Below are 23,641 nucleotides of genomic sequence, written 5' to 3'. Positions count from 1 at the left end.
CTCACGCGCCGGTCAGCCAGGACCGCAGCCCCACCTCGCACGCGACGATCGCGTCGACGCGCACGCGCTCGTCGTCGGTGTGCGCGAGGCTCGGGTCGCCGGGCCCGTAGTTCACGGCGGGCACGCCGAGGGCGCTGAAGCGCGCGACATCCGTCCACCCGTACTTGGGCCGCGCCTCGGCGCCGACCGATGCGAGGAACCCCTGCACGAACGGGTCGTCGAGGCCCGGACGGGCGCCGGCCGAGGCATCCGTCACCGTCAGCTCGTACTCGGGGAACAGCGCGCGCATGGCCGCGACGGCGTCGTCGATCGAGCGGCTCGGCGCGAAGCGGTAGTTGACGGTGAGCACGGCCTCGTCGGGCACGACGTTGCCGGCCACTCCCCCGCGGACGCCGACCGCGCTCAGCCCCTCGCGATAGGCGAGCCCCTCGACCTCGACCGTCTCGGCCTCGAAGGCGGCGAGCCGCTCGAGCGCCGGCGCGAGCGCGTGGATCGCGTTCACGCCCATCCACGGCCGCGAGGTGTGCGACCGGGTTCCCGTGGCGCGCAGCTCGACCCGCAGGGTGCCGTTGCAGCCGCCCTCGACCTGTCCGTTCGAGGATTCGCCGAGGATCGCGAAGTCGGCCTCGAAGAGGTCGGGCCGCCGCTCGGAGAGGCGCTTCAGGCCGTTGAGGTCGGCCTGCACCTCTTCATGGTCGTAGAACATCCAGGTGACGTCGTAGACGGGCTCGGCGAGCTCGACCGCGAGCTTCAGCGCGACCGCGACCCCGCCCTTCATGTCGGTCGTGCCGCGCCCCCACAGGTACTCGACGCCGCCGTCGGTCTCGAAGCGGGTCGGCACGTTGCCGTTGATCGGCACGGTGTCGAGGTGCCCGGCGATCACGACCCGCCGCTCACGGCCGAGGTTCGTGCGCGCGACGATCGTGTCGCCGTCGCGGTGCAGGTCGAGGTGGGATGCCGCGGCGAGCGCCTGCTCGACGAGGTCGGCCAGCACCGTCTCGTCACCCGACACGCTCGGGATGTCGCAGATCGCCCGGGTCAGCGCGACGGAGTCGGCGGTCGGGTCGAGTGCGGGCGGCGTCGGAGCGGTCTCGGCGGGCATTCCCCGATTCTACGGAAGCGACGCCCCGCGTCATCCGCCCGTTCGCATCGGTACCCTTGGATCATGCCCGCGAACGTCGACGCCTCCGCCCCTGCCCGCACCGCCTCCGCCGCCGGCCTCACGACCATCGCCGGCGACGGCACCGTGCTCGACGCCTGGTTCCCCGCGCCGAGCCTCGGCGACGAGGCGACCCCGCTCGCCGAGGAGCACGCCGCGCTCGCGGGCGAGGACGCCCGACGCAACGTACGGGTCGAGGTCGTCGAGCTCACGATCGAACTCGACGCTGCGCCCGCCTCGACCGCCGACGCGTACCTGCGGCTCCACCTGCTCTCGCACCTCATCGCGGCGCCGAACACGGTCGTCCTCGACGGCGTCTTCGCCCACCTGCCGGCCGTCGTCTGGACCAACGCCGGCCCGGTGCATCCGGCCGACTTCGACCGGCTGCGTCCCGCGCTGCAGCGCGCCGGCATCCACGCGACGGGGCTCGACAAGTTCCCTCGGCTGCTCGACTACGTCACCCCCGACCGCGTGCGCATCGCCGATGCCTCGCGGGTGCGCCTCGGCGCGCACCTCGCGCCCGGCACCACGGTCATGCACGAGGGCTTCGTCAACTTCAACGCCGGAACCCTCGGCGCCTCGATGATCGAGGGCCGCGTCTCGCAGGGCGTCGTGGTCGGCGACGGCTCCGACATCGGCGGCGGCGCCTCCATCATGGGCACGCTCTCGGGCGGCGGCACGCAGCGGGTGGCGATCGGCGAGCGAGCGCTGCTCGGCGCGAACGCCGGCATCGGCATCTCGATCGGCGACGACACCGTGGTCGAGGCGGGCCTCTACGTCACCGCCGGCACCAAGGTCGCGCTGCTCGGCGACGCCGAGGCCCGCACTGTGAAGGCCGTCGAGCTCTCGGGCGTGCCGAACCTGCTCTTCCGCCGCAACTCGCTGAACGGGCGCGTCGAGGTCCTGTCCCGCGACGGCCACGGCGTGAAGCTCAACACCGCGCTGCACGCCTGAGCCGCGGCCCCGTCCGCGCCCGGGCGACGCGCTCGATTACAGTGGTGGCTCAGGCCGCCGCGTGGCGGCCCTCGTCATGGGCGATCACGAAGGAGTGACGTGGGCACCGACGCACCGCGAACCCGACACCACCGCTGGCTGAGAGCGCTCACGTGGCTCCTCGCCGTCGTCCTGCTGCTCGTGATCGCGGCGGCAGGGGTCGGCTGGTGGACCGTGCAGCGCTCGTTCCCGGTCACGAGCGGGCGCATCGACGCCCCGGGGCTCATCTCGCCGGTGTCGGTGTACCGCGACGACGCCGGCATCCCCGAGCTCGTCGCCGACAACGACCACGACCTCTTTTTCGCCCAGGGCTTCGTTCACGCGCAGGACCGCTTCTGGGAGATGGACTTCCGGCGGCACGTCACGGCCGGCCGCCTCTCGGAGCTCTTCGGCGCCTCGCAGGTCGGCACCGACACGTTCGTCCGAACGCTCGGCTGGCGCAACGTCGCCGAGCAGGAGTACGAGGCGCTCGACGAGACCTCGCGGGCCTACTACGAGGCCTACGCCGACGGCGTCAACGCCTACCTCGACCGGCGGAGCGGCGCCGAGCTCTCGCTCGAGTACGCGGTGCTCGGCCTGCAGAACCCCGGCTACGCCCCAGAACCCTGGACCCCCGTCGACTCGATCGCGTGGTTGAAGGCGATGGCGTGGGACCTGCGCTCCAACCTCGGCGACGAGATCGACCGGGCGCTGTTGAGCGCCGAGCTCCCCCCTGAAGAGGTCGCCCGGCTGCACCCCGGCTTCGACTGGGCGGGCGCGCCGACCATCCTCGAGGGCATGCCCGCGGCATCCGCCCCGGCCGAGAGCGCCGCGGCCCCGCTCCCCCAGCCGTCGTCGGGGGCGGATGCCGCGTCCGCCGCACCGGCCGACGCCCGGGCCTCGAACGCCTACGCCGCGGCGCTGACCTCGCTCCGCGACGTGCTCGACGCCGTCCCGGCCCTGCTCGGCCCGGAGGGCGGCGACATCGGCTCCAACTCGTGGGTCGTGTCGGGCGCACTCACCGAATCCGGGTCGCCGCTGCTCGCGAACGACCCGCACCTCGGTCCCGCGCTGCCCTCCATCTGGTCGCAGATGGGGCTGCGCTGCGCCGAGATCACCGACATGTGCACGTTCGACGTGGCGGGGTACACGTTCTCGGGACTGCCGGGGGTGATCATCGGGCACAACGATCGCATCGCGTGGGGGTTCACCAACCTCGGCCCCGACGTCGCGGACCTCTACCTCGAACGGGTCACCGACGACGGCTACGAGCTCGACGGCATCCAGGTCCCGTTCAACGAGCGCGAGGAGACCATCGAGGTCGCGGGCGGCGCCCCCGTCTCCGTCACGGTGCGATCGACCGGCCGCGGTCCGATCGTGTCGGACATCAGCGCCGACTTCGAGGCCGTCGCCGGAGCGTATCCCGCGGCATCCGGCGCGCCGGACGGAGAGTACGCGCTCTCGCTGCAGTGGACCGCGCTCACGCCGGGCACGACCGCCGCCTCGATCTTCGCCATCGACCGGGCCGAGGACTGGGACGGCTTCCGGCAGGCGGCGTCCCTCTTCGACGTGCCGTCCCAGAACCTCGTGTACGCCGACGTCGACGGCAACATCGGCTATCAGGCGCCCGGCACGATCCCGATCCGCAAGCAGGGCGACGGCACGCTGCCGCAGCCGGGTTGGACGAGCGAGGCCGGATGGGCGGGCGAGGTCGACTTCGACGATCTGCCGAGCCTGCTGAACCCCGAGCGCGGCTACATCGTCACCGCGAACAACGCCGTCACGCACGATGCCCCGTTCCTCACGGCCGACTGGGATCTCGGTTACCGCGCCGAGGGCATCGAGCGCAGGCTGCTCGAGCAGATCGACGCGGGCGAGCCCTTCACCGCCGCCGATCTCTCCGAGATCCAACTCGACACGGGCGACGCCAACGCCGCCGCGTTCCTCCCGGTGATCGCCGAACTCGATCTCTCCGGCGACGCCGCCCGCGGCGCCGGACTCCTCGAGGGGTGGGATGCCCGCGACGACGTCGACAGCGCCGAGGCCGCCTACTTCGCCGTGTTCTGGAGCAACCTGCTCGACGACATGTTCTCGTCCCTGCCCGAGCAGACCCGGCCGTCGGGCGGCGACCGGTGGTTCAGCGTCGTCGGCACCCTGCTCGCAGAGCCCGAGGCCGACTGGTGGAACGACGAGGAGCTCGGGGTGCAGGGCCGCGACGAGATGCTCGCCCACGCCCTCGACGAGGCCTGGAGCGAGGCGACGAGCCGCATGGGCAGCGATCCCGCGACCTGGCGCTGGGGCCGGCTGCACACGCTCGAGCTGACCAACCAGAGCTTCGGCACCTCGGGCATCGCCCCGATCGAATGGCTCTTCAACCGCGGCCCGTACGAGGTCGGCGGCGGCTCGTCGATCGTCAACGCCAACGGCTGGGACGCACGCGAGGGCTACGCCGTCGACTGGGTGCCGTCGATGCGCATGGTCGTCGACCTCGACGACCTCGACGCGTCCACGTGGATCAACCTCACCGGAGCCTCGGGCCACGCGTTCCATCCGAACTACACCGACCAGGCCCCCCTCTGGCAGCACGGCGAGACGCGCACCTGGCCGTTCAGCCTCGACGCCGTCCGCGACGCGGCGCAGGAGACGCTCAACCTTCTCCCCGTCGAGGGGATCGGGCCCTCGGACCCGGTGCCGAGCGAGACCCCGGCCCCCGAGCCGACGGAGTAGCTGCACGGCGCGAAGAAGGGGCGACACCGTTCGGTGTCGCCCCTTCTTCGCGCCCGTTCCGGGCGGTGACGGCCGCAGCGGATCACCGCTCGCGGCGCGTCAGCGCCCGGAGAAGATCACACGCCCGGAGAAGATCACACGCCCGGGTAGCGGCGCTCGGCCTCGCCCACGTAGAGCTGCTGCGGGCGACCGATCTTCGTCTGCGGATCGAGGTTCATCTCACGCCAGTGCGCCATCCAGCCCGGGAGCCGGCCGATCGCGAACAGCACGGTGAACATGCGCGTCGGGAAGCCCATCGCCTTGTAGATGACGCCCGTGTAGAAGTCGACGTTCGGGTAGAGACGACGCTCCTTGAAGTACTCGTCTTCGAGGGCGAACTGCTCGAGCTCCTTGGCGATGTCGAGCAGCGGGTCGGCGACGCCGAGCCCGGCGAGCACCTCGTCGGCCGACTGCTTGACGATCTTCGCGCGCGGGTCGTAGTTCTTGTAGACCCGGTGCCCGAAGCCCATGAGCTTGACGCCGTCTTCTTTGCGCTTGACGCGCTCGACGAACTTGCCGACGCCCTCGCCGGAGTCCCGGATCTGCGCGAGCATCTGCAGCACGGCCTCGTTGGCGCCGCCGTGGAGCGGGCCGGAGAGCGCCTGGATGCCGGCGGAGATCGAGGAGTACAGGTTGGCTCCGGTCGACCCCACGAGGCGCACCGTCGAGGTCGACGCGTTCTGCTCGTGGTCCTCGTGCAGGATCAGCAGGCGATCGAGCGCCTTCGAGAGCGTCGGGTCGATGTCGTACGGCTCGGCCATGTTGCCGAAGTTCAGGCGCAGGAAGTTGTCGACGAAGCTCAACGAGTTGTCGGGGTAGAGGAACGCCTGGCCGAGGCTCTTCTTGTGCGCGTAGGCGGCGATCACGGGGAGCTTCGCGAGCAGGCGCACCATCGTGAGTTCGACGTCGTCGGGGTCGGTGCCCTCGTAGTAGGTCGAGAGCGCCGACACGGCGCTCGAGAGCACCGACATCGGGTGCGCGGTGTGCGGCAGCGCCGAGAAGAACCGCTTGAGGTCTTCGTGCAGCAGCGTGTGCCGGCGGATCTTCTCGTCGAACTCGGCGAGCTCGTCGGCGCTCGGCAGCGAGCCGTAGATGAGCAGCCACGCGACCTCGAGGTACGTGGAGTTCTCGGCCAGCTGCTCGATCGGGTACCCGCGGTAGCGCAGGATGCCCTGGTTGCCGTCGATGTACGTGATCTCGGACTGGGTCGACGCGGTGTTCACGAACCCGTAGTCGAGCGCGGTGAGCCCGGTCTGCCGTGTCAGCGTCGACACGTCGAGGCTCGCCGCACCGTCGACCGCGGTGCGGATGGGGAACTCCGCGGTGCCACCGGGGAAGTTCAGGGTCGCCTTGAGGGGCTTCTGGCCCTCGGCTGTGTTCACGACGTCGCTCACGGCGCCTCCTGTGATCGTCATGTGCGGTCACCTGCTTTCCGACCCGCGACACCGTTCGGCCGCGGTCCGAACTACAGCCTAGACGCGCTCCGGGCACACTGTCGCATCCGCCAAGACATCCGGGCCTCGCTTGAGGTTTCGAACAGTCCTGCCTCAGGCGACGGATGCTGCGAGCCGCAGCGCGGCGGCACGGATGCGCTCGTCGGTCGCCGTCAGCGAGAACCGGACGTGCTGCGGGTGGCGTCCGCCGTAGAAGTGCCCGGGACCGGCGAGGATGCCCGCTTCGGCGAGGCTCGAGATGGAGTCCCATGCGTCGCGCCCCTCGGTGGCCCAGAGGTAGAGGCCGGCCTCGCTCCGCTGGATGCGGAAGCCCGCGGCCTCGAGGGCCGGACGCAGCACGTCGCGCCTGGCGCGGTAGAGCTGCTTCTGATGGGCGACGTGCTCGTCGTCGCCGAGGGCCGCCGTCATCGCCGCCTGGAGCGGCGCGGGCACCATCAGGCCCGCATGCTTGCGCACGTTGGTGAGCTGTTCGATGAGCAGGCCGCAGCCGGCGATGAACGCCGCCCGGTAGCCCGCCATGTTCGACTGCTTGCTGAGCGAGTAGACGGCGAGCGTTCCGCGACGGTCTTCGCCGCTGACCCGGGGATCGAGGATGCTCGGCACCGGCTCGGCGTCCCACGGCGCGTCCCAGCCGAGCTCGGCGTAGCATTCGTCGCTCACGATGATCGCGTCGAGCTCCCGCGCCCGAGCCCGCGCCGCGCGCAGTTCGTCGACGCCGAGCACACGGCCGTCGGGGTTGCCCGGGCTGTTGAGCCAGATCAGTTTCGTCGCCTCGGGCCATTCGGCCGGGTCGTCGGCGGCGACGGCCTCGGCTCCGGCGATGGCGGCGCCGATGGCGTACGTCGGGTACGCCGCGCTCGGGTGCACGACGACGTCGCCCTCGCCGACGCCGAGCATGAGCGGGAGCAACGCGACGAGCTCCTTGGACCCGATCGTCGGGAGCACGTTGCGTTCGCTCAATCCCGTTCCGACCACCCCGCGACGCCGTTCGAACCACGCGACGATCGCACGGCGCAGCTCGGGCGTGCCGATCGTCTGCGGGTAGGCGTGCGCGTCGGTGGCCGCCGAGAGGGCCTCGCGGATGATCTGCGGCGTCTCATCGACCGGCGACCCGATCGAGAGGTCGACGATGCCGTCGGGATGCTGCCTGGCCCGCGCCGCGTACGGGGCCATGGACTCCCACGGATAGTCGGGCAGCGCGCCGAGCGTCATGCTCAGTGCGCCTGAGGCGGCAGGGCCGAGATGACGGGGTGGTCCTTGGCGATGACGCCGACCTTGGCGGCGCCGCCGGGCGAGCCGAGGTCGTCGAAGAACTCGACGTTGGCCTTGTAGTAGTCGGCCCACTCGTCGGGCAGGTCGTCTTCGTAGTAGATCGCCTCGACCGGGCAGACCGGCTCGCAGGCGCCGCAGTCGACGCACTCGTCGGGGTGGATGTAGAGCGAACGCTCACCCTCGTAGATGCAGTCGACGGGACACTCGTCGATGCACGCACGGTCTTTGACGTCGACACACGGAAGAGCGATGACGTAGGTCACAGTGGCTCGCGTTCCTTTCGGAGTGGGGCTCCCAGTCTATGCCGCCACGCGGGAGGCGGGACGCGCCGGAAGCTGCGGCCAGGCCACGACGAACACGGTGAGCAGGGCCGGGCCGAGCGACCAGATCGTGCCCGTCAGGTCGCCGACCACGAGGACCGAACCGCCGGGGCCGGCGAGGGTGAGGACGCCGACCGAGACGATGACGCCGAACCCGACGACCGCTGCGATCAGCCGACCGCTGAACACGCGGAATGCGACGAGGAGGCCCGCGACGCCCGCGAAGGCCGCGACGATCCCCCACGGCACCGTGACCTCGCCGATGCTCCACACCTGTCGATGCCCCACCGTGCCCAGCGAGCCGTAGAGCGCTCCGACGAGGAACGCGATGACGAGCGTTCCGATGCGGCTGCCGAGGCCGGGCTGCGCGGTGCCGTTCACTTCGGCGTGACCGTGTACGACACCGTGCCGTCCTGCACGGCGAGGAGCACGCGGTACTGGTCGTTCGCGTAGACCGCCGCATCGAGCTGGCCGCTCGTGAGCGCGTCGAGCTGTTCGTCGCTCAGCGAGGAGTCCTGCGCGAACCCGGCGCCCTCGAGCTTGGCCCGAGCGGCCTCGGCGGCGTTCGGGTCGTCGGACTGCACGACCACGACCCATCCCTCGGCGCCGCCCGTGCCGAGGCCGACCATGATCTTGCCGTCGACGATCGCGACCGCCGCGGGGAAGCCCTCGGGCAGATCGCCGCCGAGGCTCACGTCGCCGCCGGTCGCGCTCTTGATCGCGTCCTCGACGCCGTTCTCCACGAGCTTCTCGACGGGGTTCTGGAAGCAACCGGTGAGCATCCCGGCCGCCAGGCCCGCCGTCGCGACGGCCATCGCGATCCGGGCGGCGGTCCGCGGCATCCGCGGGGTGATCGTCGGAGATGACATGGGAGCTCCTCGTGGCTGGCGGTCGATCGAGGGGGCGGGCGCCGGCCCTGATCCCCCGGGTGTGGAGTCTACCGCCGGGTCCGCAGTGCAGCCATGGCGTAGCGTGGAAGCCCCGACCGCCGAGAGGATCGACGATGACCGCACCGGAGACCGAGACCGCAGCGCCCGAGGTCCGACTCGAGTTCGACGACGACGCGATCGCGGTCGTCACGATCGACCGTCCGCGCGCCCTGAACGCGCTGTCGAGCGACGTGCTCGAGGCGATCGACGCGGCATTCGACGAGATCGACGCGGCAGCGGCATCCGTTCGCGGCGTCCTGATCGTCGGCGCCGGCGGTCGCGCGTTCGTCGCGGGGGCCGACATCTCGGCGATGGCCGGACGAACCCCGGCCGAGGGCGAGCGCATGGCGCGGCTCGGCCACCGGGTCGCCGCCCGCATCGAGGCGTGCCGCGTGCCCGTCATCGCGTGCGTCGACGGATTCGCCCTGGGCGGCGGGCTCGAGCTCGCGCTCGCCTGCGACCTCGTCTACGCGACGGATGCCTCGACCTTCGGACAGCCCGAGGTGCGGCTGGGCCTCATCCCCGGATTCGGCGGAACGGTCCGGTTGCCCCGCGTCGTCGGGCCCGCGCGCGCGAAGGAGCTCATCTACACGGGGCGCCGCATCGGCATCGAGGAGGCTGTCGAGGCCGGTCTCGTGGCGCGACGGTTCCCCGACCGCGACGCGCTGCTCGCGGGAGCGCGGGAGACCATCGCCCTGGTCGCCGAGAACTCCCCCTCCGCCATCGCCGCGGCCAAGCGCGTGCTGGTCGCCGCAGCCGGCCGCCCCACCGACGAGGCGGTCGAGCTCGAGATCGGCGGGTTCATGTCGGCGTTCGGCACCGACGACATGCGCGAGGGCGTCGCGGCGTTCCTCGAGAAGCGCACGCCGGGCTTCAGCCGCGGCTGAACGACGCGTCGACGGCGCCCCGCGGCCGCGCGGCGGGCCGGAGCCCGATCGTCAGACGGTGACGCGGGTCGAGAGCCACGCGACGCCGTCGAACCGCACGCCGTCGGCGCCGAACATCTCGAGGTGCAGGTGCGGGCCGGTCGACTGACCGGTGGACCCGACCAACCCGACCTGCTGGCCCGCGGAGACGAGTTGGCCGACGCCCACCGTGATCGAGCCGCTCTGCATGTGGGCGTACGACGAGGTGATGAGCTGGCCGCCGATGTTGTGCTGCACCTCGACGTTCACGCCCAGCCCGCCGCCGCTCTCGGTGGCGAGCACGACGACGCCGTCGGCGATCGACATGACGGGCGTGCCCGCTCCCGGGTTGAAGTCGACGCCGTCGTGCTCGGTCGAGCATCCCGAGCAGGGGGCCGATCGCGGCCCGAAGCCGTCGCTCGTGCGGCTCGGCGTCAGCACCGGCCAGACGATCCGGTCGCTCTCGATGATGCTCACCGAACCGAGGCTCGCCACCTGCGACGTGATCGGCGGCGGCGCGGCCTCGACCGCATAGCCGCCGTCGGGGACGGGAGCCGCGATGACACCGCTCGCGATCTCGACGACCTGCGGCTCGAGCGCCATGGTGTCGTCATACGGCGTCTGGACGGGCGCGTAGACCGACTCGGTCGCGCCGCTCGCGCTGACCGCGAGCGCCGGCGTGCTCGTGCTGAGCGTGAGCCCGGAGGCGGCCACGATGGCGAGCACGGCCAGGCCGGTGCGGGCCGGCAGGAAGCTGCCCATGGCCGGCACGGCGGCGAAGGCGTTCGAGGTGCGGGCCGCGAAGGAGCTGCGGAGACGAGGGGCTGCGGGGACGCGGAACGACGCACGGGGGCGTGCGACCGCGCGGCGGCCGTGATGGGGGAAGGTCATATGGTGGAGCGGTGTTTCGGGTCGGGGGCATGCGGCGAACTCCGCCACGGTACGTCAGGTATCTGAACAAACCCTCAGTTTCACCTGCGGAGCCCGTGTACAACCCCTGCCGGGCATGCGAACGGGGGCGGATGCCGCAGGCGCGAGCCCTCGGCATCCGCCCCCGTCGGGACGACTAGCCCTGCTTCTTCAGGCGCGAGGTCGTGCGGGCGCGCGCCGTCGCATCGAGCTCGACCTTGCGGATGCGCACGGCGGCCGGCGTGACCTCGACGCACTCGTCTTCACGCGCGAACTCGAGGCACTCCTCGAGCGAGAGCTGGCGCGACGGCGTCATCGACTCGAAGGTGTCGGAGGTCGACTGACGCATGTTCGTCAGCTTCTTCTCCTTCGTGATGTTGACGTCCATGTCGTCGGCGCGCGAGTTCTCGCCGATGACCATGCCCTCGTAGACCTCTTCGGTCGGGTTCACGAAGAAGGTCATGCGCTCCTGCAGGGCGATGATCGCGAACGGCGTCACGACGCCCGACCGGTCGGCGACGATCGAGCCGTTGTTGCGGGTGACGATCTGGCCGGCCCATGCGTCGTAGCCGTGCGAGATCGCGTTCGCGATGCCGGTGCCGCGGGTCGTCGTCATGAACTCGGTGCGGAACCCGATGAGGCCGCGGCTCGGGACGATGAACTCCATGCGGACCCAGCCGGTGCCGTGGTTCGACATGTTGTCCATGCGGCCCTTGCGCGAGGCGAGCAGCTGCGTGATCGCGCCGAGGTACTCTTCGGGCGCGTCGATCGTGAGGTGCTCGTAGGGTTCGTGCGTCTTGCCGTCGACCTGCTTCGTGACGACCTGGGGCTTGCCGACGGTGAGCTCGTAACCCTCACGGCGCATCTGCTCGACGAGGATGGCGAGCGCGAGCTCGCCTCGGCCCTGCACCTCCCATGCGTCGGGGCGGCCGATGTCGACGACCTTGAGCGACACGTTGCCGACCAGTTCGCGGTCGAGGCGGTCCTTCACCATGCGCGCGGTGAGCTTGTGGCCCTTGACCTTGCCGACGAGCGGCGAGGTGTTCGTGCCGATCGTCATCGAGATCGCGGGCTCGTCGACCGCGATGATCGGGAGCGGGCGCACGTCTTCGGCGTCGGCGAGCGTGTCGCCGATCATGATGTCTTCGAAACCCGCCACCACGGCGATGTCGCCGGGGCCCGCGCTCTCGGCCGGGTACCGGTCGAGCGCCTTGGTGAGGAAGAGCTCGGTGACGCGCACGTTCTGGACCGAGCCGTCGTGCTTGACCCAGGCGACCGTCTGGCCCTTCTTGATGGTGCCGTGGAACACGCGGAGCAGCGCGAGGCGGCCGAGGAACGGCGAGGCGTCGAGGTTCGTGACGTGCGCCTGCAGCGGGTGCTCGTCGTCGTACGTGGGAGCCGGGATGTGCTCGAGGATCGCCTCGAAGAGGGGCTCGAGGTCGTCGTTGTCGGGCAGCTCGCCGTTCTCGGGCTTGGTGTGGCTCGCGGCGCCGTTGCGGCCGGACGCGTAGACGACGGGGACGTCGAGGATCGCGTCGAGGTCGAGGTCGGGCACGTCGTCGGCCAGGTCGGAGGCGAGGCCGAGCAGCAGATCCTGGCTCTCGGCGACGACCTCGTCGATGCGCGCGTCGGGGCGGTCGGTCTTGTTCACGAGGAGGATGACCGGCATGCGGGCCTCGAGCGCCTTGCGCAGCACGAAGCGGGTCTGCGGCAGCGGGCCCTCGGATGCGTCGACGAGGAGCACGACGCCGTCGACCATCGACAGGCCGCGCTCGACCTCGCCGCCGAAGTCGGCGTGGCCGGGGGTGTCGATCACGTTGATCGTGATCGGGTTGCCGCCCGCGTGCAGGCCGTTGTACGAGATCGCCGTGTTCTTGGCGAGGATCGTGATGCCCTTCTCGCGCTCGAGCTCGTTGGAGTCCATCGCGCGCTCTTCGACGTGGGCGTGCTCGGCGAACGAGTGCGTCTGGTTGAGCATCGCGTCGACGAGCGTGGTCTTGCCGTGGTCGACGTGAGCGACGATCGCGACGTTGCGCAGGTCGTTGCGGGTGGCCTTCGCCATGGTGTTCGGTCCTCTGGGCTGGTGGGCTCCGTGCGACGGGCCCGTGACCGCGACGGGCGGCACGACGGGGAACGCGGAAGCGCTTTGGTGAAAGGTCTGGGGAGTGCGAGGCCGAGAATGACGGCGCGCGCCCGACAAGCCTACCGTGCTCGGGCGCGCTTCACCTGAGAACACCGCGTGACGCGCGAACGCCCGGCATCCGAAGAGCGGATGCCGGGCGTTCGCGATCGTGCGATGACCGACTCGAGCCGGTGCGGGCCTACGCCCCGAGCTCGATGTTCGCGCCGGGAATGGCCGCGAGCAGGTCTTGGGTGTACTGCTCCTTGGGGTTGTCGAACACCTCGTCGGTGGTCGCCGCCTCCACGATGCGGCCCCGCTGCATGACCGAGACGTGGTCTGCGATCACACGCACGACCGCGAGGTCGTGCGTGATGAAGAGGTACGTCAGTCCGAGCTCGCCCTGCAGGTCGGCGAGCAGGCGCAGGATCTGCGCCTGCACGAGCACGTCGAGCGCCGAGACGGCCTCGTCGAGCACGACGATCTCGGGCTTCAGCGCGAGCGCGCGCGCGATGGCGATGCGCTGGCGCTGGCCGCCCGAGAGCTCGTTCGGGTACCGGCTGACCAGGGTGCGCGGCAGCGAGACCTGGTCGAGCAGCTCGAAGACGCGCTCGCGACGCGAGACGCGGTCGCCCACGCCGTGCGTGGAGAGCGGCTCCGAGATGGTGTTGCCGATGTTGCGCAGCGGGTTCAGAGAACCGTACGGGTCCTGGAACACGGGCTGCATGCGGCTGCGCAGCTCGAACAGCTGCTTGCCGGTGACGCTCGCGAGGTCTTGACCACCGACGACGATCTTGCCCGACGTGGCGTCCTCGAGCTTCAGCAGCATCTTGGCGACGGTGGACTTGCCGGAGCCCGATTCGCCCACGAGCGCCATGGTGGTGCCCTTGGGGATCTGGAACGACACGTCGTCGACGGCGGTGAACTCGCCGGCACCGCGGATCTTGAACACCTTCGTGAGGTTCTCGACCGTGATCGCGGGCGGCGCGGCCGCAGCCGCCGCGAGTGCCTCGGCACGGGCCTCGGCGGTCGCGATGAGGTCGATCTCGTCGCCGGCCGCCGACTCGGCGCCCTCGTGCAGCTTCGCCTCGGCCGCGTGCACGCTGCCCGTGGCCTGGATGCGGCGCGAGGCGAGGCTCGGCGCCGCGGCGACGAGGCGCTGCGTGTACGGGTGCTGCGGGTTCTGCAGGATCTCGACCGAGGGGCCGGACTCGACGACCTTGCCCTTGTACATGACCACGAGCTGCTCGGCGCGCTCGGCGGCGAGGCCGAGGTCGTGCGTGATGAACAGCAGGGTCGTGCCGAGTTCGCGGGTGAGCGACTCGAGGTGGTCGAGGATGACGCGCTGCACCGTGACGTCGAGCGCCGAGGTCGGCTCGTCGGCGATGAGCAGCTGCGGATCGGCCGCGAGCCCCATGCCGATGAGCACGCGCTGCCGCATGCCGCCCGAGAACTGGTGCGGGAACTGCTTGAGGCGACGGTCGGCGTCTTGGAGGCCGGCCTGCTTCAGCACCTCGATGGCGCGCTTCTTGACCTCTTTGCGGCCGGTGGCGATGCCGTTCGCACGGATGCCCTCTTCGACCTGGAAGCCGATCGACCACACGGGGTTGAGGTTCGACATCGGGTCCTGGGGGACGAAGCCGATCTTGCGACCGCGGATGCCCTCCATCTCCTTCTTCGACGCCTTGGTCAGGTCCTGACCGTCGAGGAGGATCTGACCGCCCGAGATGTGGCCGGTGCCGGGGAGCAGGTTGATGATCGCGTGCGCGGTCGTCGACTTGCCCGAGCCGGATTCGCCGACGATCGCGAGGCTCTGCCCGCGGTACAGCGTGATGTTCACGCCGTCGACCGCCTTGACCAGGCCGTTCTGGGTGTTGAAGCCGACCTGGAGGTCCTTGATCTCGAGGATCGGACGCTCGCCGCCGGTGTTCTGAGCGGGCGTGCCGCTCGTGTTCGTGAGGTCGCTCATCGACGTGCCCTCGCCTTCGGGTCGAGCGCGTCGCGGACGACCTCGCCGAGCATGATGAAGCTGAGCACCGTGACCGACAGCGCGATCGACGGCAGGATCAGCACCTGCGGAGCCGTGCGGAGGTCGGTCTGGGCCGCGCTGATGTCGTTGCCCCACGACATGGTGCTCGAGGGCAGGCCGACGCCGAGGAACGACAGGGTCGCCTCGGCCACGATCGCCGAGGCGAGCGAGATCGTCGTGATGACGATGACCGGAGCGATCGAGTTCGGCAGCACGTGACGCAGCAGGATGCGGAAGCGTGAGACGCCGAGTGCGGTGGACGCCATCACGAAGTCGGCGTTCTTGACCCTCAGGATCTCGGCTCTCAGCACACGCGCTGTGGCCGGCCAGGCGAATATGCCGATGGCGAGCGAGATCACCCACACGTTCGCGTACTTGGAGAACACCGACATGATGACGACGGCCGCGAGGATGTAGGGGATCGAGAAGAAGATGTCGCCGAGGCGCGAGAGCACCGAGTCGATCCATCCGCCGTAGAAGCCCGCGAACGCACCGAAGACGATGCCGAGCACGGCCACCAGCACGGTCACGATGATGCCGACCGAGAGCGACGTCGACGTGCCGTGGATGATGCGCGAGTAGATGTCGCAGCCCTGCTTGGTGAATCCGAGCGGGTGGCCGTCGACCGGGCCGCCGTTGCTGTTCGACAACTGGCAGTCGTTGTTCGGCGGCACCTGGGTGAAGAGCCCGGGGAACAGCGCCACGACGATGACGAGGAGGATCAGCACCGAGGAGATCCAGAACATCGGGCGGCCTCGGACGTCGGCCCACGCGTCGGTCCAGAGGTTCGTGGGCTTGCCGTCGGTCTTGACCTTGTCGATCGCGACGAGCGGGGTCTCTTCGATCGGCGCGACGTAGTGCTGCTGATCGTGTCTGGTGTTACTTGGCATAGCGGATCCTCGGGTCGAGAACGGCGTACAGCAGATCCACCAGCAGGTTCACCACGAGGTAGATCAGCACCATGACGGTCACGAACGCGACGACCGTGGGGCCCTCACCGCGGATGATCGCCTGGTACAGCGTGCGTCCCACACCGGGGACGTTGAAGATGCCCTCGGTGACGGTCGCGCCGACCATGAGCACGCCGAAGTCGACGGCCAGATAGGTGACCACGGGGATCAGGGAGTTGCGCAGGATGTGCACGGGGACGATGCGTCGCCGGGCCAGGCCCTTGCTCGCGGCGGTGCGAACGAAGTCCTGGCTCTCGGTCTCGAGGACCGACGACCGTGTCAGCCTCACGATCTGCGCGAAGCTGATCGACGCGAGCACGATCGCCGGGAGTATCAGGTCTTGCGTCGGAGCTCCCGGCCCGACCGTGGTTCTGAACCACCCCAACTGGATGCCGAAGATGTACTGCGCCACGAACGCGATGACGAAGATCGGCAGCGAGATGAGGATCAGGCTGACGACGAGGGCGCTGGCGTCGAAGATGCCGCCCTTGCGCAGACCCGAGATGAGGCCGATCGTGATGCCGGCGACCATCTCGATGAAGACGGCCATGAGCGCCAGGCGCAGCGTGACCGGGAAGGTCGTCACGAGGATGTCGGAGACCGGCTGCCCCGAGAAGGACGTGCCGAGGTCGCCGCGGAAGATGTTGCCCAGGAAGATGAAGTACTGGACGATGAACGGCTGGTCGAGGTTGTACCGTTCGCGCAGCTGCTCGAGCACCTGGGGCGGCGGCGTCTTGTCGCCGAACAGGGCGACGATGGGGTCGCCCGGCATGGCGAAGACCATGAAGTAGATCAGGAAGGTGGTTCCGAGCAGTACAGGGATCGCCTGCAGCAGTCGGCGCGCGATGTATCCGGCCATGGATCAGGCCTCGCGCTTCGGTGTTGTGGACATTGTGGAGAAACCTCACCCTTATGCGAGTTCGTCCCCACGATGCTACGCCGATCAGGCGCGCACCGGGGGGTTACGTGAGTGTGGGGCGGCAGCCGACCGGCTGCCGCCCCACGGGCGCCTCAGAGTCTAACCCCGAGGCATCCCGGATCGAGAATTACTCGCTCTTGGTGATCTCGTTGTACAGCGGCACGGAGTTCCAGCCGAACTGCACGTTGTCGACCGACTCGCTGTACGCGCCGTTGACCGTGGAGTACCACAGCGGGATCGCGGGGAGGTCCTGGAAGAGGATCTCCTGCGCCTCCTGGAACTTCGCGTTCGCGGCGTCGAGGTCGGTCTCGGCGAGGCCTTCCTTGAGCAGTGCGTCGAAGTCGGCGTTCGAGTAGTCGCCGTCGTTCGAGCCGGCACCCGTCGCGTAGATCGGGCCGAGGAAGTTGAACAGGGCCGGGTAGTCGGCCTGCCAACCGGTGCGGAACGCCGTCTGGATGGAACGGTCGGTGACCGCGGTGCGCACCTCGGCGAAGGTCGGGTACGGAGCGCCCGACGCGTCGATGCCGAGGTTGTTCTTCAGCTGGTTCGCGACTGCGTCGACCCAGGCCTGGTGGCCGCCGTCGGCGTTGTAGGCGATCTGGAAGGAGCCGCTCCACGGGGAGATCGCGTCGGCCTGAGCCCAGAGGTCCTTCGCCGCGTCGGCGTCGAAGTCGAGGACGTCGGAACCGGGGATGTCCTCGGAGTAGCCGTCGATGACCGGCGACGTGAAGTCGTGGGCCGGGGTGCGGGTGCCCGAGAAGATCACGTCGGTGATCTCACCGCGGTCGATCGCCTTGGAGATCGCCGCGCGACGGAGCTTGCCCTCTTCGCCGCCGAAGTGCGCGAGGCGGTCGGGGACGGTGAACGACTGGAAGATCGCCGCCGCCTGCGTGACCGAGCGGTCGCCGAACTCGTCCTGGAAGGTCGAGAGCGCGCCGTCGGGGATGGCGTCGAGCACGTCGAGGTTGCCGCCCTGGAGGTCGGCGTACGCCGCTTCCTGCGTGGCGTAGAAGACGATGTCGAGTCCGCCGTTCTGCGCGGCGCGGGGGCCGTCGTAGTCGGGGTTCACGACGAGGTCGATCTTCTCGTTGTGCTTCCAGGCGTCTTCGCCGTCGAGCATGTACGGGCCGTTGCCGACGGGGTTGTTGCCGAAGGCCTCGATGTCGTCGAAGGCCGACTCGGGCAGCGGGAAGAACGCCGAGTAGCCGAGGCGCAGCGGGAAGTCCGACTCGGGCTGCTTGAGCTTCACGGTGAACGTGGTGTCGTCGACGACCTCGAGGCCGGTGAGCTCGGAGTCCTCGTCGTAGCTGAAGCCCTCGATCGACTCGAAGAAGTAGCTCGAGAGCTGCTCGTTCGAGAGGAGCGCGCCGTAGTTCCAGGCGTCGACGAAGGAGCTCGAGGTGACGTCTTCGCCGTTCGAGAACTTGAGGCCCGAACGGATCTTGATCGTGTAGTTCTGGGCGTCGTCGGTCGAGATGTCCTCGGCGACGTCGTTGTGGGGGGCGCCGTCGGCGTCGTAGTAGACCAGGCCCGCGAAGATCGAGTCGAGGATCTTGCCGCCGCCCGTCTCGTTCGTGTTGGTGGGAACCAGCGGGTTCTGCGGCTCGGAGCCGTTGGTGGTGATGACCGCGGACGAGCTTGCGCCGTCGGTCGACTCGGGCGAGCCGCTCGTGCAACCGGTGAGCACGAGGGCTCCGGCAGCAGCAAGAGCAATGGCTGCGACGCCGATTCTCTTGATCTTCAATGTTCCTCCTGTGAGACGTGCGTCGGCAGTGCGGCTTCTGGCCGCCCTGGAGCGCGGGATGAGACGAGACTATGAATCGCGATCCCGCGAAGCAAACTCCTGAGGAAACCGTTACCGACGCGCAACCTTCGACTGGGTTCCTGCGAAAGAAATTGTCGTCACGCGCAGGATATTTGCGCAGACGGCGCGTATGCGAGGATCGATGCATGTCGGCTGCTCGTTTGCGCATCGAGATCATCATCGTGCTGGGGCTCTCGCTCGGCGCGTCCGCGGTGTACTCGATCGTCTCGATCATCGCCAAGCTCACCGCCGAGCAGGCGCTCGGCGACCAGAGCGTGGCGCTCAACCCGAGCCGTTCCGAGCGGCAGTGGCTCGACTTCACGTACCAGTTCCTCGACGTGTTCTTCGGGCTGTTCGCGGTCGCCCTCGTGCTCTACCTGCTGTGGCAGCCGGGCCGGAGCCCGTTCCGCCGCATCGGCTTCGACCTCACGCGACCCGGCCGCGACGCGGCATCCGGTCTGCTGCTCGTCGCCGTCATCGGCGTGCCCGGGCTCGCGCTCTACGCGGCCGGCCGAGCGCTCGGCATCACCGTCGCGGTGCAGGCCTCCCCCGCCGACTGGCTCTGGTGGACGGTGCCGATCCTGGTGCTCCGCGCCCTCGAGGCCGCGCTCACCGAGGAGCTCATCGTGGTCGGCTACCTCTTCACGCGCCTGCGCGAACTCGGCGTCGGGCCGTGGGCGACGATCCTCTCGAGCGCAGTGCTGCGCGGCACATACCACCTGTACCAGGGCTTCGGCCCGTTCGTCGGCAATGCGGCGATGGGCGTCGTCTTCGGCTGGTGCTATCAGCGCTGGGGGCGCACGATGCCCCTGGTCGTCGCGCATCTCGTGCTCGACGTGGTGTCGTTCGTGGGCTATCCGCTCGCGGTCGCGTGGTGGCCCGCGCTGTTCGCCGCCCCGACCTCGTGAGCGGCGCCGTCGTGCTCGGCCGCCTCGGAGGGCACGCGCCGCGGATCGGGTGACGGCGACGGATGCCTCGTGCGCGACCTCGGCGCCAGGTGCGAGCCCTCGACGAGCGCCAGCACCGTCGCGGGCATGGGCGGCAGCGCCTCTTCGGGCGGCTCGACCCTGACGTCGGATCCGCTCGCGCGCACGCGCGCCATGTCCATCCAGCTGACGCGGCTCGGCGTGCAGACCGCCGAGTGGTAGCCCTCGTCGCCGAACACGCTCCAGCTCGAGAGATCGGTGATCGACTGAGCGCGTCGAAGCGCCTCGGCCGTGCCGGGATCGCGTCGCTCGAGCAGACCGGCCCGCTGTTCGAGCCCGAGGCCGCGGCCCCCGAGCAACGAGGTGCCGACCAGCAGACCGACGAACGCGAGCGTGGCGAACCCCGCGATGAGATCGGCGGACATCTTGCCCCCTCCGCTTCGAGAGAACCGGGAACCGCGACCGCATCGCAGATACCCGAGAGATCCTCAGTGTACTCCCGGAGGCAGGCATCGGGGCTGCCCTGACGCGACTGATCTCGGCGATCGCGAGCATGGGATGACCCTCGAGGTGAGGGCGTCATCGGGCATCGCCCGCAGCGATCGGAACGGAATCATGAACCTCGCCGCAGCCTTCTTCGCCGGCCACCTCGCGGCTCGCGCCACCGACCGACGCTTCCGCGCGACGGAGCGGGAGGTCCTCGCGGCGCAGGAGCGCGTCACGGCGCGACGGACCGCCCGGGTCGCCGCCACGGCACGCCACGACCACGGGGAGCGCGGCCGCCACCTGGCACCGCGTCCCACGTAGTCCGCCGCGCTGCGAGAACGCCGCTCCGCCGCGCGAAGCCGCTCCGCTACGCGAACGCCTCCACCGGCGGGCAGGCGCACACGAGGTTGCGGTCGCCGAACGCCTGGTCGATGCGGCGCACGGGGGCCCAGTACTTGTTGCGCACGAGCGAGTGCACGGGGTACACCGCCTGCTCGCGGGAGTACGGGTGCTCCCACTCCCCCGCGATGACCGACTCGGCCGTGTGCGGCGCCCCGCGCAGGGGGTTGTCGTCGACGGGCCATTCGCCGCGCGCGACGGCGTCGGCCTCGGCCTTGATCGCGATCATCGCCTCGACGAACCGCTCGAGCTCGGCGAGGTCTTCGGATTCGGTCGGCTCGACCATGAGGGTGCCCGCGACCGGGAACGACATGGTGGGCGCGTGGAAGCCGTAGTCGATGAGCCGCTTCGCCACGTCGTCGACGCTGACCCCGGTCGCCGCGGTGAGCGGCCGCAGATCGAGGATGCACTCGTGCGCGACGAGGCCGTTCTCGCCCGTGTAGAGCACCGGGAAGTGCTCGCGCAGGCGGGAGGCCACGAAGTTCGCCGCGAGCACCGCCGCCGCGGTCGACTGCGCGAGGCCCTCGCCGCCCATCATGCGCACGTACGCCCACGAGATCGGCAGGATCGACGCGCTGCCGTACGGCGCCGCCGAGACGGGACCGCCGCCGTGCACGAAGCCGCCGGCGTGGTCGTCGCGCTGCGCCATGGGGTGGCCGGGCAGGTGGGGCGCGAGGTGCGCCTTCGCCGCGACCGGTCCGACGCCGGGGCCGCCGCCGCCGTGCGGGATGCAGAACGTCTTGTGCAGGTTCAGGTGCGAGACGTCGCCGCCGAAGTCGCCGAAGCGGGCGAAGCCGAGCAGCGCGTTCAGGTTCGCGCCGTCGACGTAGACCTGTCCGCCGGCGTCGTGCACGGCCTGGCAGATGTCGCGCACGTCGTGCTCGTAGACGCCGTGGGTCGAGGGGTAGGTGATCATGAGCGCCGCGATGGATGCCGCGTGCTCGGCGATCTTGGACCGGAGGTCGTCGAGGTCGACGTTGCCGAGCTCGTCGCACGCGACGACGACGACGCGCATGCCCGCGAGGACGGCGGAGGCCGCGTTGGTGCCGTGCGCGCTCGACGGGATGAGGCAGACGTCGCGCTCGGACTCGCCGTTGGCGCGGTGGTACCCGCGGATCGCGAGGAGGCCCGCGAGCTCGCCCTGGCTGCCCGCGTTGGGCTGGAGCGAGACCGTGTCGTACCCGGTGACCTCGGCGAGCCAGCTCTCGAGCTGCTCGACGAGCCCGAGGGTGCCGACGACGTCGGCCTCGGGCGCGAACGGGTGCAGGTTCGCGAACTCGGGCCAGGTGACGGCCTGCATCTCGGTGGCGGCGTTGAGCTTCATCGTGCACGAGCCGAGCGGGATCATGCCGCGGTCGAGCGCGTAGTCGCGATCGGCGAGCTGCTTGAGGTAGCGCATCATCTGCGTCTCGGACTGGTGCGTGTTGAACACCGGGTGCTCGAGGTAGCTGCTCGTGCGTCGCAGGTCGGCGGGCAGGCTCGACGGGAGCTCGGTGGCCTGCGCCGCGACATCCGCCCGCTCGCCGAAGCCGAACGCCTCGACGACGCGCGAGAGCTCGTCGGCGGTGGTCGTCTCGTCGACCGCGATGTGCACGGTCGCCTCGCCCGCCTCCCAGAGGTTCAGGCCGAGTTCGCGGGCGCGCTCGACGACGTTGCCGGCGAGTCCGGGCACGTGCACGCGGATCGTGTCGAAGTAGCGGTCGTGCGCGAGGGTCAGCCCGAACCCGGTGAGGGCGTCGGCGAGGGCCTTCGCCTTCGCGGCGGTCGTGACGGCGATGTGCCGGATGCCGCGGGGCCCGTGGTACACGGCGTACATCGACGCCATGACGGCGAGCAGCACCTGCGCGGTGCAGATGTTGGAGGTCGCCTTCTCGCGGCGGATGTGCTGCTCGCGCGCCTGGAGGGTGAGGCGGTACGCGGGGGCGCCCGCGGCATCCTTCGAGACGCCGACGAGGCGGCCAGGCAGCTGTCGTTCGAGGCCCTTGCGCACGGCCATGTAGCCCGCGTGCGGGCCGCCGAAGCCCATGGGGACGCCGAAGCGCTGGCTGGTGCCGACGGCGACGTCGGCGCCGAGCTCGCCCGGGCTCGTGATGAGCGCGAGGGCGAGCAGGTCGGCGGCGACCACCGCGAGCGCGCCCTGCGCCTTCGAGCCGGCGATGACGGATGCCGGGTTCCACACGCGGCCCGATGCGGCCGGGTACTGCACGAAGACGCCGAAGTGCTCGCCGAGCGCGGCGACGTCCGTCTGTTCGTCGAGGGAGGCGAGGACCAGCTCGATGCCGACGGCCTCGGCGCGGGACTCGAGCAGCGCGAGCGTCTGCGGGAGGGCGTCGGCGTCGACCACGAAGCGGTTGCTCGGGCTCTTCGAAGCGCGTCGCGCGAGCAGCATGCCCTCGACCACGGCGGTGCCCTCGTCGAGCATCGACGCGTTGGCCGTGTCGAGGCCCGTGAGGTCGGTGACCATGGTCTGGAAGTTGATGAGCGCCTCGAGGCGGCCCTGCGAGATCTCGGGCTGGTACGGCGTGTACGCGGTGTACCAGCTCGGGTTCTCGAGCACGTTGCGCTGGATCACGGCCGGCGTGATCGTGCCCGAGTAGCCGAGGCCGATCATCGAGGTGCGCACGCTGTTCTGGTCGGCGAGGGCGGCGAGCTCGGCGAGGGCCTCGCGCTCGGTCGCGGCGGCCGGGATCGCCGAGTTCAGCACCTCGCCCATGCGGATCGAGGTGGGCACGGCGGCGGTCATGAGCGACTCGAGCGAGTCGTAGCCGAGCTCTGCGAGCATGAGGCCGTGGTCGCTCGGGGTGGTGCCGATGTGGCGGCGCCCGAAGGCGTCGAGGTCGAACGTGGAGGAGGTGCTCATCGAGTGGGTCCTCACTCGCCGACGAGGGCGCGGTACTCCGCGTGGCTGAGCAGCTTCGGCAGCTCGGGCGCGGTGATCTTCAGCAGCCATCCCTCGCCGAACGGATCGCTGTTGACGAGCTCGGGCGAGTCGACCACGGCCTGGTTCGCCTCGACGACCTCGCCGTTCACGGGGGCGAAGAGCTCGCCGACCGACTTGGTCGACTCGATCTCGCCGACGACGGTGCCCTCGGAGACGGCGGTGCCGGCCGCCGGCAGCTCGACGAAGACGATATCGCCGAGCTTGTCGGCGGCGTAGTCGGTGATGCCGATCGTGACGGTGTCGCCGTCGACGAGCACCCACTCGTGCTCGGCGGTGTACTGGAGTTCGGTGTTGTCGGTCATGCGGTGCTCCCTCGAGGGTCAGGTGGAGAAACTGGTGCGGATCGGAGGTCCGGACGCGCCGTGCCGCGGACAGCGGGCGC

Annotated in this window: 20 protein-coding genes; 5 read left to right on the top strand and 15 right to left on the bottom strand. The window is 70.1% G+C overall.

Features of this window, described 5'->3' with window-relative positions; translation table 11 throughout:
• Position 1: 1 nt before the first annotated feature.
• Positions 2-1,102: a succinyl-diaminopimelate desuccinylase gene (gene dapE / locus GQQ92_RS01785; RefSeq protein WP_156997521.1), complete on the bottom strand. Its 1,101-nt coding sequence runs from the start codon at positions 1,100-1,102 to the stop codon at positions 2-4.
• A 63-nt stretch (positions 1,103-1,165) separates the two neighbouring features.
• Between dapE and dapD the strand changes: the two genes are divergently transcribed.
• Complete coding sequence (gene dapD / locus GQQ92_RS01780) at positions 1,166-2,113, top strand: 2,3,4,5-tetrahydropyridine-2,6-dicarboxylate N-succinyltransferase (RefSeq protein WP_156997520.1); 948 nt, start codon at positions 1,166-1,168, stop codon at positions 2,111-2,113.
• A 99-nt stretch (positions 2,114-2,212) separates the two neighbouring features.
• The gene (locus GQQ92_RS01775; protein ID WP_156997519.1) at positions 2,213-4,858 is read left to right on the top strand and encodes a penicillin acylase family protein; all 2,646 of its coding nucleotides are present in this window, start codon (positions 2,213-2,215) and stop codon (positions 4,856-4,858) included.
• Positions 4,859-4,992: 134 nt separating this feature from the next.
• Here the strand turns inward: GQQ92_RS01775 and GQQ92_RS01770 are convergent, their stop codons facing one another.
• The 5 genes from GQQ92_RS01770 to GQQ92_RS01750 all read right to left on the bottom strand — a co-directional run bounded on the left by GQQ92_RS01770 (position 4,993) and on the right by GQQ92_RS01750 (position 8,812).
• Entirely contained in the window at positions 4,993-6,312 is a 1,320-nt protein-coding gene (locus GQQ92_RS01770; protein ID WP_156997518.1) for a citrate synthase, read from the bottom strand.
• Between the two features lie 132 nt (positions 6,313-6,444).
• Positions 6,445-7,563: a succinyldiaminopimelate transaminase gene (gene dapC / locus GQQ92_RS01765; RefSeq protein WP_156997517.1), complete on the bottom strand. Its 1,119-nt coding sequence runs from the start codon at positions 7,561-7,563 to the stop codon at positions 6,445-6,447.
• A 2-nt stretch (positions 7,564-7,565) separates the two neighbouring features.
• Entirely contained in the window at positions 7,566-7,886 is a 321-nt protein-coding gene (gene fdxA / locus GQQ92_RS01760; protein ID WP_092964954.1) for a ferredoxin, read from the bottom strand.
• Positions 7,887-7,922: 36 nt separating this feature from the next.
• Positions 7,923-8,324, bottom strand: coding sequence for a histidinol dehydrogenase (locus GQQ92_RS01755; protein ID WP_156997516.1), 402 nt, complete (start codon positions 8,322-8,324; stop codon positions 7,923-7,925).
• Positions 8,321-8,812, bottom strand: a complete 492-nt coding sequence (locus tag GQQ92_RS01750; RefSeq protein WP_156997515.1) for a hypothetical protein — start codon at positions 8,810-8,812, stop codon at positions 8,321-8,323. Before GQQ92_RS01750 ends, GQQ92_RS01755 begins: the two co-directional genes overlap by 4 nt.
• A gap of 134 nt (positions 8,813-8,946) precedes the next feature.
• Between GQQ92_RS01750 and GQQ92_RS01745 the strand changes: the two genes are divergently transcribed.
• A complete protein-coding gene (locus tag GQQ92_RS01745) occupies positions 8,947-9,759 on the top strand; it encodes an enoyl-CoA hydratase/isomerase family protein (RefSeq protein WP_156997514.1) in 813 nt (270 codons plus the stop codon).
• Positions 9,760-9,810: 51 nt separating this feature from the next.
• Here GQQ92_RS01745 and GQQ92_RS01740 read toward each other — a convergent pair whose 3' ends face one another.
• From GQQ92_RS01740 to GQQ92_RS01715, 6 genes are all read right to left on the bottom strand, one after another.
• Entirely contained in the window at positions 9,811-10,668 is an 858-nt protein-coding gene (locus GQQ92_RS01740) for a M23 family metallopeptidase (RefSeq protein ID WP_156997513.1), read from the bottom strand.
• Between the two features lie 175 nt (positions 10,669-10,843).
• Positions 10,844-12,748: a translational GTPase TypA gene (typA, locus tag GQQ92_RS01735; RefSeq protein ID WP_156997512.1), complete on the bottom strand. Its 1,905-nt coding sequence runs from the start codon at positions 12,746-12,748 to the stop codon at positions 10,844-10,846.
• A gap of 259 nt (positions 12,749-13,007) precedes the next feature.
• A complete protein-coding gene (locus tag GQQ92_RS01730; protein WP_156997511.1) occupies positions 13,008-14,774 on the bottom strand; it encodes a dipeptide ABC transporter ATP-binding protein in 1,767 nt (588 codons plus the stop codon).
• On the bottom strand, positions 14,771-15,724 hold the full coding sequence (locus tag GQQ92_RS01725; protein WP_156997510.1) for an ABC transporter permease: 954 nt from the start codon (positions 15,722-15,724) through the stop codon (positions 14,771-14,773). Before GQQ92_RS01725 ends, GQQ92_RS01730 begins: the two co-directional genes overlap by 4 nt.
• The gene (locus GQQ92_RS01720) at positions 15,714-16,643 is read right to left on the bottom strand and encodes an ABC transporter permease (protein WP_156997509.1); all 930 of its coding nucleotides are present in this window, start codon (positions 16,641-16,643) and stop codon (positions 15,714-15,716) included. The genes GQQ92_RS01725 and GQQ92_RS01720 overlap by 11 nt, the downstream gene beginning before the upstream one ends.
• Positions 16,644-16,830: 187 nt before the next feature.
• Positions 16,831-18,447, bottom strand: a complete 1,617-nt coding sequence (locus GQQ92_RS01715) for a peptide ABC transporter substrate-binding protein (protein ID WP_156997508.1) — start codon at positions 18,445-18,447, stop codon at positions 16,831-16,833.
• Between the two features lie 206 nt (positions 18,448-18,653).
• Here GQQ92_RS01715 and GQQ92_RS01710 point away from each other — a divergent pair, with 206 nt between their 5' ends.
• Positions 18,654-19,415: a CPBP family intramembrane glutamic endopeptidase gene (locus GQQ92_RS01710; RefSeq protein WP_156997507.1), complete on the top strand. Its 762-nt coding sequence runs from the start codon at positions 18,654-18,656 to the stop codon at positions 19,413-19,415.
• Here the strand turns inward: GQQ92_RS01710 and GQQ92_RS01705 are convergent.
• A complete protein-coding gene (locus tag GQQ92_RS01705) occupies positions 19,361-19,858 on the bottom strand; it encodes a hypothetical protein (RefSeq protein ID WP_156997506.1) in 498 nt (165 codons plus the stop codon). The genes GQQ92_RS01710 and GQQ92_RS01705 overlap by 55 nt on opposite strands.
• Before the next feature lie 190 nt (positions 19,859-20,048).
• Here GQQ92_RS01705 and GQQ92_RS01700 point away from each other — a divergent pair, with 190 nt between their 5' ends.
• Positions 20,049-20,240, top strand: a complete 192-nt coding sequence (locus GQQ92_RS01700) for a hypothetical protein (RefSeq protein ID WP_156997505.1) — start codon at positions 20,049-20,051, stop codon at positions 20,238-20,240.
• Between the two features lie 46 nt (positions 20,241-20,286).
• Here the strand turns inward: GQQ92_RS01700 and gcvP are convergent, their stop codons facing one another.
• The gene (gene gcvP, locus GQQ92_RS01695) at positions 20,287-23,178 is read right to left on the bottom strand and encodes an aminomethyl-transferring glycine dehydrogenase (RefSeq protein WP_156997504.1); all 2,892 of its coding nucleotides are present in this window, start codon (positions 23,176-23,178) and stop codon (positions 20,287-20,289) included.
• Between the two features lie 11 nt (positions 23,179-23,189).
• Positions 23,190-23,561 (bottom strand): glycine cleavage system protein GcvH, encoded by a 372-nt coding sequence (gcvH, locus tag GQQ92_RS01690; protein ID WP_156997503.1) that lies wholly within the window; start codon positions 23,559-23,561, stop codon positions 23,190-23,192.
• Positions 23,562-23,641: the final 80 nt, after the last annotated feature.

Origin of the sequence: Agromyces terreus, from assembly GCF_009749465.1 — a bacterium.
Lineage (GTDB): Bacteria > Actinomycetota > Actinomycetes > Actinomycetales > Microbacteriaceae > Agromyces > Agromyces terreus.
This window is presented reverse-complemented; position numbering and strand designations above follow the sequence as displayed.

Excerpts from the sequence above, each read along its gene's own strand:
- dapE (WP_156997521.1), bottom strand. The coding sequence starts at position 1,102 with ATGCCCGCCGAGACCGCTCCGACGCCGCCCGCACTCGACCCGACCGCC.
- dapD (WP_156997520.1), top strand. The coding sequence starts at position 1,166 with ATGCCCGCGAACGTCGACGCCTCCGCCCCTGCCCGCACCGCCTCCGCC.
- GQQ92_RS01770 (WP_156997518.1), bottom strand. The coding sequence starts at position 6,312 with ATGACGATCACAGGAGGCGCCGTGAGCGACGTCGTGAACACAGCCGAG.
- dapC (WP_156997517.1), bottom strand. The coding sequence starts at position 7,563 with ATGACGCTCGGCGCGCTGCCCGACTATCCGTGGGAGTCCATGGCCCCG.
- GQQ92_RS01750 (WP_156997515.1), bottom strand. The coding sequence starts at position 8,812 with ATGTCATCTCCGACGATCACCCCGCGGATGCCGCGGACCGCCGCCCGG.
- GQQ92_RS01745 (WP_156997514.1), top strand. The coding sequence starts at position 8,947 with ATGACCGCACCGGAGACCGAGACCGCAGCGCCCGAGGTCCGACTCGAG.
- GQQ92_RS01740 (WP_156997513.1), bottom strand. The coding sequence starts at position 10,668 with ATGACCTTCCCCCATCACGGCCGCCGCGCGGTCGCACGCCCCCGTGCG.
- typA (WP_156997512.1), bottom strand. The coding sequence starts at position 12,748 with ATGGCGAAGGCCACCCGCAACGACCTGCGCAACGTCGCGATCGTCGCT.
- GQQ92_RS01730 (WP_156997511.1), bottom strand. The coding sequence starts at position 14,774 with ATGAGCGACCTCACGAACACGAGCGGCACGCCCGCTCAGAACACCGGC.
- GQQ92_RS01725 (WP_156997510.1), bottom strand. The coding sequence starts at position 15,724 with ATGCCAAGTAACACCAGACACGATCAGCAGCACTACGTCGCGCCGATC.
- GQQ92_RS01720 (WP_156997509.1), bottom strand. The coding sequence starts at position 16,643 with ATGGCCGGATACATCGCGCGCCGACTGCTGCAGGCGATCCCTGTACTG.
- GQQ92_RS01710 (WP_156997507.1), top strand. The coding sequence starts at position 18,654 with ATGTCGGCTGCTCGTTTGCGCATCGAGATCATCATCGTGCTGGGGCTC.
- GQQ92_RS01705 (WP_156997506.1), bottom strand. The coding sequence starts at position 19,858 with ATGTCCGCCGATCTCATCGCGGGGTTCGCCACGCTCGCGTTCGTCGGT.
- GQQ92_RS01700 (WP_156997505.1), top strand. The coding sequence starts at position 20,049 with ATGAACCTCGCCGCAGCCTTCTTCGCCGGCCACCTCGCGGCTCGCGCC.
- gcvP (WP_156997504.1), bottom strand. The coding sequence starts at position 23,178 with ATGAGCACCTCCTCCACGTTCGACCTCGACGCCTTCGGGCGCCGCCAC.
- gcvH (WP_156997503.1), bottom strand. The coding sequence starts at position 23,561 with ATGACCGACAACACCGAACTCCAGTACACCGCCGAGCACGAGTGGGTG.